The sequence below is a fragment of the Parolsenella sp. genome, assembly GCF_982402205.1.
This window is the reverse complement of record NZ_CEVYAT010000107.1, coordinates 1-5,559: the sequence shown is the minus strand read 5'-3', so window position 1 is coordinate 5,559 and position 5,559 is coordinate 1. Positions and strand designations below refer to the sequence as shown.

Annotated in this window: 5 protein-coding genes and 2 tRNA genes; 4 read left to right on the top strand and 3 right to left on the bottom strand. The window is 64.9% G+C overall.

The window, feature by feature from the left end; all coding sequences use genetic code 11:
- A partial coding sequence (gene clpB / locus AC1VTH_RS06240) for an ATP-dependent chaperone ClpB (protein ID WP_481335305.1) occupies window positions 1–2,579 on the top strand: 2,579 nt, incomplete at its 5' end.
- Between the two features lie 38 nt (window positions 2,580–2,617).
- A complete protein-coding gene (locus AC1VTH_RS06235) occupies window positions 2,618–2,809 on the top strand; it encodes a hypothetical protein (RefSeq protein WP_481335303.1) in 192 nt (63 codons plus the stop codon).
- Between the two features lie 183 nt (window positions 2,810–2,992).
- Here AC1VTH_RS06235 and AC1VTH_RS06230 read toward each other — a convergent pair whose 3' ends face one another.
- Window positions 2,993–3,439 (bottom strand): hypothetical protein, encoded by a 447-nt coding sequence (locus AC1VTH_RS06230; RefSeq protein WP_293674004.1) that lies wholly within the window; start codon window positions 3,437–3,439, stop codon window positions 2,993–2,995.
- Between the two features lie 251 nt (window positions 3,440–3,690).
- On the opposite strand from AC1VTH_RS06230, the gene AC1VTH_RS06225 reads away from it, so the two are divergent.
- Window positions 3,691–4,113 carry an Hsp20/alpha crystallin family protein gene (locus tag AC1VTH_RS06225; protein ID WP_293674003.1) on the top strand — a complete coding sequence of 141 codons (423 nt, stop codon included), beginning with the start codon at window positions 3,691–3,693 and terminating at the stop codon, window positions 4,111–4,113.
- A gap of 160 nt (window positions 4,114–4,273) precedes the next feature.
- Window positions 4,274–4,687, top strand: a complete 414-nt coding sequence (locus AC1VTH_RS06220; RefSeq protein WP_481335301.1) for a hypothetical protein — start codon at window positions 4,274–4,276, stop codon at window positions 4,685–4,687.
- Between the two features lie 205 nt (window positions 4,688–4,892).
- On the opposite strand, the gene AC1VTH_RS06215 is transcribed toward AC1VTH_RS06220, so the two are convergent.
- A tRNA-Arg gene (locus AC1VTH_RS06215) sits at window positions 4,893–4,969 on the bottom strand.
- A gap of 473 nt (window positions 4,970–5,442) precedes the next feature.
- Window positions 5,443–5,533: transfer RNA gene (locus AC1VTH_RS06210), tRNA-Ser, on the bottom strand.
- Window positions 5,534–5,559 lie beyond the last annotated feature (26 nt).

Below are 5,559 nucleotides of genomic sequence, written 5' to 3'. Positions count from 1 at the left end.
TGGCGAGTGACGCCCAGGCCGGCTCCGTCGAGCCGGTCCACCTGCTCAAGGCCCTGCTCGACTCGGGCGAGCGCAACCTGAGCTCCATCATCGAGCGCGTGGGCGCAGACCCCCGCAGCATCGCCGCCGCGGCCGACGCCCAGATCGAGCGCGAACCCAAGGTCAGCGGCGACGGCCAGCAGGTTGGCCTTGCCAACGACTTCGTGAAGGTCGTGGACGCGGCCGAGAAGCTCGCCACCAAGCTGGGCGACTCCTACGTCACGAGCGAGCACCTGCTGTGCGCCCTGGCCGATGACCGCACCGACGCGGGCCGCATCCTCAAGGCCGCCGGCCTCACGTCCAAGCGCATCCAGGAGGCCTACAACGACCTGCGCGGCGACGAGCACGTCACGAGCCAAGACTCCAAGCCCGAGTTCGAGGCCCTCGAGCGTTACGGTCGCAACGTCACCGACCTCGCCCGCCAGGGCAAGCTCGACCCCGTGATCGGCCGTGTCGAGGAGATCCGCCGCACCATTCAGGTCCTGAGCCGCCGCACCAAGAATAACCCCGTGCTCATCGGCGAGCCGGGCGTGGGCAAGACCGCCATCGTCGAGGGCCTGGCCGAGCGCATCGTCGCGGGCGACGTGCCCTCCACGCTCAAGGACAAGGAGCTCGTCGAGCTCGACATGAGCTCGCTCGTCGCGGGCGCCAAGTACCGTGGCGAGTTCGAGGACCGTCTCAAGAGCGTCCTCAAGGAGGTCGAGAAGTCCAACGGCCGCGTGATTCTGTTCATCGACGAGCTGCACACCATCGTGGGCGCGGGCGCCACCGAGGGCTCCATGGACGCCGGCAACATCCTGAAGCCGGCCCTGGCCCGTGGCGAGCTGCACGCCATTGGTGCCACCACGCTCGATGAGTATCGCAAGTACATCGAGAAGGACGCCGCGCTGGCCCGTCGTTTCCAGACAGTGCTGGTGAGCGAGCCCACGGTCGAGGACACCATCTCGATCCTGCGCGGCCTCAAGGAGAAGTACGAGATGCACCACGGCGTGCGCATCACCGACGCCGCGCTCGTCTCGGCGGCAGACCTCTCCAACCGCTACATCGCCGATCGCTTCCTGCCCGACAAGGCCATCGACCTGGTCGACGAGGCGGCAAGCCGTCTGCGCATGGAGCTCGACAGCATGCCCAGCGACATCGACGCGGTCGACCGCCAGCTCACGCAGATGCAGATCGAGGAGCAGGCCCTCATGAAGGAGGAGGACGCCGCGAGCCGCGAGCGCCTCGAGACCCTGCGCCGCGAGATCGCGACCACCCGCGAGAAGCTCGACGGCATGAAGGCCAAGTGGCAGAACGAGAAGGGCGCCATCGACCAGGTGCAGGACCTCAAGCGTCAGATCGACGACGCCAAGACCGAGGAGGAGCGCGCCACGCGTGCGGGCGACCTTGCCCGCGCCTCCGAGCTGCGCTTCTCGACGATCCCCGACCTGCAGCGTCGCTATGACGCGGCCGAGGCCGAGCTCAACGCCAAGCAGGCCGAGGGTGGCGTGCTCAAGGAGGAGGTCACCAGCGAGGAGATCGCCGAGGTCGTGAGCGCCTGGACCGGCGTGCCCGTCTCCAAGATGATGCAGGGCGAGATCGAGAAGCTCCAGAACCTCGAGGCTGAGCTGCACAAGCGCGTCGTGGGCCAGGATGCGGCCGTCAACGCCGTGGCCGCCGCCGTGCGCCGCAGCCGCGCCGGCCTTGCGGACCCCAACCGCCCGCTCGGCAGCTTCTTTTTCCTTGGCCCCACTGGCGTGGGCAAGACCGAGCTCGCCAAGGCGCTCGCAGACTACCTGTTCGACGACGAGCGCGCCCTCGTGCGCATCGACATGTCCGAGTACATGGAGAAGTTCAGCGTCCAGCGCCTCATTGGCGCCCCTCCTGGATACGTGGGCTATGACGAGGGTGGCCAGCTCACCGAGGCCGTTCGCCGCAGGCCCTACTCCGTCATCCTCATGGACGAGATGGAGAAGGCTCACCCCGACGTCTTCAACATCCTGCTGCAGGTGCTCGATGACGGCCGCCTGACCGATGGCCAGGGTCGTGTCGTGAGCTTCAAGAACACGATCATCATCATGACGAGCAACGTGGGAAGCCAGGTCATCGCCCAGGCGGAGCAGGACGGCTCGAGCGGGGCCGAGACGGACAAGAAGGTCAACGAAGCGCTGCGCGCCACCTTCAAGCCCGAGTTCCTCAACCGTATCGACGACATCGTGGTCTTCCACCCGCTGGGCCTCGATGACATCGAGAAGATCGTCGATATCCAGCTCAAGGGCGTGCGCGAGCGCCTCGACAACGAGCGCATCTCGCTCACCCTTACGCCCGCGGCCATCCAGGCCCTGGCCCTCGACGGCCTCGACCCGGTCTACGGCGCGCGCCCGCTCAAGCGCCTCATCCAGCGCCAGGTGGTCGACAACGTCGCGAACCTCATCATCGCCGGCGAGCTCCACGAGGGCGACACGGTGAAGGTCGACGTGCGCGACGACAACGACTTCTACGCCGAGCGCGTGGTGGCGCCGCCCACGGGTCCCGCCGTCACGCCCGACGAGGTCGAGTAATATCGACCCGGTTGAGGACGGCGTTGGACGGAGGAGCCATGAGCCACAACGTTTCGCCCCGCGAGGGCATGGGTGGGGGAGCCGAGCCAAGGCCCGGCGTCGAGCCCAAGGACGGCGTGTCGCGCGACCCCTGCGTTCGCGCCGAGAACGAGGACGATGACGGCTACGATCCCTACTCGGACCGCAGGCCGTCGCCCGAGCCGCTCTTCGAGCGCGACCCCTGGGCCTAGCAGGCAGTCATAGGCAACAAGAAGGCACCCGCGGTGAAGAGCCGCGGGTGCCTTGCGTTGTGCGCGTGATTGGGTGGCGGAGCGTCCGGGATGGGCAGCGGCTGCCGGTGCCCGGAAGCCATGCCAATGCGTGCCTGGCGCCGAAGCTCGCAGGCCTTCTCGCCCCGCTCGCCCCCTATGTCGTTAGTGGAAGCAGATGAGCACCACGGCGATGACGACGAGCGCGGTGAGCGCCACGACAACGGCGGCAACGCCGATGGTGCGACGGCGCTGGCGCTCGCGCGAGCCAAAGATCTCGCGGCTGCCCTTGGGAACCGAGAGGTACTGGCCGTACTTGAGCTCCTGGCGCACCTTGGTCTCCTGCGACTGCGCGCCGCGGTAGGCGCCGCGCGAGATGCGGTTGCGGTTCGACAGCGTGTAGCCCGACTCGTGGGAGTACTGGGTCTGGAAGGTGTCGTCGGCCTGCATGTCGTTCACGGGCGCCTGCGAGATGTGGTGCCTGGGTTCGCGCACAAACGCCGGGCGCTGCTCGTGCTTGGGAGCCTCGACCTCCTCGTATGGGGCCTCGATGGTGGGTTCTACCTGCGGCGCGTTGTTCTCGTCGTACGTGTTCTGACCGTCCGTGTTCATGCATCCTCTTCCGGGGTCGTCCTTGTTCCCCTGAGTGTACCGCGCGGGCGCGCATTGTATTCGCCCTGCATGGACGGCACTCAAACCCGCAATGAGACTTAAGTTGAGCACGCTTAGATTTTATAAACAAATTAGCTAAGAAATTATGCGTCATCGTGTTTAGAACTCCACCTGGCGGGAACAACTACTAGTGAACAAAGGGGCGCAGGAAATACGGGGCGCCCGCAACCAACAAGAAGGAGTTGGTAACCATGGCAAGCATGATTCCCTATGATCGTTACAACAGGCTCGCTCGTAGCGTCTTCCCGTTCGATGACGTGTTCGACAGCTTCCTTGCTCCGGTCTCTACTCCGGCAGACTTCAAGATGGACGTCGAGGACGCCGGCGACGCGTACGTCATCTCGGCTCACGTCCCGGGCGTCACGCGCGACCAGATCGACGTCGAGCTTAACGAGGGTCGCCTGTCGATCTCGGTCGACAAGAAGGACTCCGACGAGCAGAAGTCCAAGAACTACCTGCAGCGCGAGACCGGCGAGTACACCTGCACGCGCGGCGTCTACCTCAAGGACGCTGCTACAAGCGGCCTGAGCGCCAAGCTGGCAGACGGCATCCTGACGGTCAACGTCCCCAAGCAGGACGAGAAGGCCAACGTCACGAAGGTCTCCATCGACTAGCAGCCTCGATGCAAGCTTGCATCCCCGGGGTCGTCGCGAGAGCGGCGGCCCCTTTTTCGTACCGTTCGGCGTGTCAATTTGTGCAAACGGGTGTTCGATTTCTTGTCCGGAAGCAGTTATACGCTACTCTCATCAGTAGGAGTCGAAGAGAGGGGCAAGAATGGACAAGGTCATGGATTCGGGCAAGGGCGGAACGCTCGTGGTGCAGCGCACGGACGGCGCAGACGAGCTCGCGGTCTGGGTCGAGCGCGTGGATGCGGCGAGCCGCATCGTGGTGGGTACGCGGGGCCAGAGCACGTACGATGCCTTTGGCACCGGCTGGCGCATGTCGTGCGTGGCGTTCGATGACGACGTCGAGGGCAAGGTCATCGGCGCCCTTGCGGGCGATGCTGCCGAGCAGAGCCTCGAGCAGGCGTGCGCGTCCTACTTTGAGGGCGGCCGGCAGCTGTCCGACCTCCTCGACCTGCTCGACGCGCACAAGGTGGCCTACGTCTACGCCTGCGCCGACGAGTGCGGTGTGACCTGGCGTCCCGAGCCGGGGGAGTGCGAGCTGGTGGCGCTCGCCAACGCATAGCTTGCGCCTGCGGGCCGTACGTACGCGTGCGGCCCGCTTTTTCTGCTGGCGGGTGCTTGGATGGTGCGGGTCGCGTCCGGCGGATCGGCGCGGGTGCCGCGCCTTGGCGCCACGTTGGACAGGCGATGGCCGATGCGGCCCTCATGGCAGCTCGATGTATAACAAAAGAGGCCGGAACCCATGGGTTCCGGCCTCGATCATTTAATGGTGCGGCATATAGGATTCGAACCTATGACCTTTTGATTCGTAGTCAAACGCTCTATCCAGCTGAGCTAATGCCGCAGCGCAGTTACTTATAATGCCTTTCTCCCCCTCATGCGTCAAGCAAAAAATCGAGATTCTTGGAAATAATTTTGCCGTGCAAGTAAAGTACGAGGTAAATGAGTTGTCGATGCTCAAATTTCTATCTTGCGGCAACGACGCAATCCAAGGTTCCGTGCGAGATGTTTCGAAGCCCCGAACGCCCCAACTCCCGTCGGGCGGCCCTCCGCGCCAAAGCTCGCGACGGGGCTCCATGGCGCGGCTCGGGCCCCGGGTGTGCAAATGCTTCGGCTCCACGCCGTCTGGGGGTCCGCAACCGCCCCGCTGCGAAGGCGCGTGCCAAGCGCGGGTAATTATCGACTTCGGAAGGCCATAACTACCTGCGTTTGCCACGCACCGTGCGAGACACGGCCTCTCCCAGCGAGTCGAATTGACCGCCGGTAAATTCAAGAAAGAAAAAGCCCCGCGGGTGAGACCCACGGGGCTGCGCGTTCTGGCGGAGAGCTGGGGATTCGAACCCCAGATACCCTTAGGGGGTATACTCGCTTAGCAGGCGAGCACCTTCGGCCTCTCGGTCAGCTCTCCGGAAAAGGTGCTTGAGTATCATACCG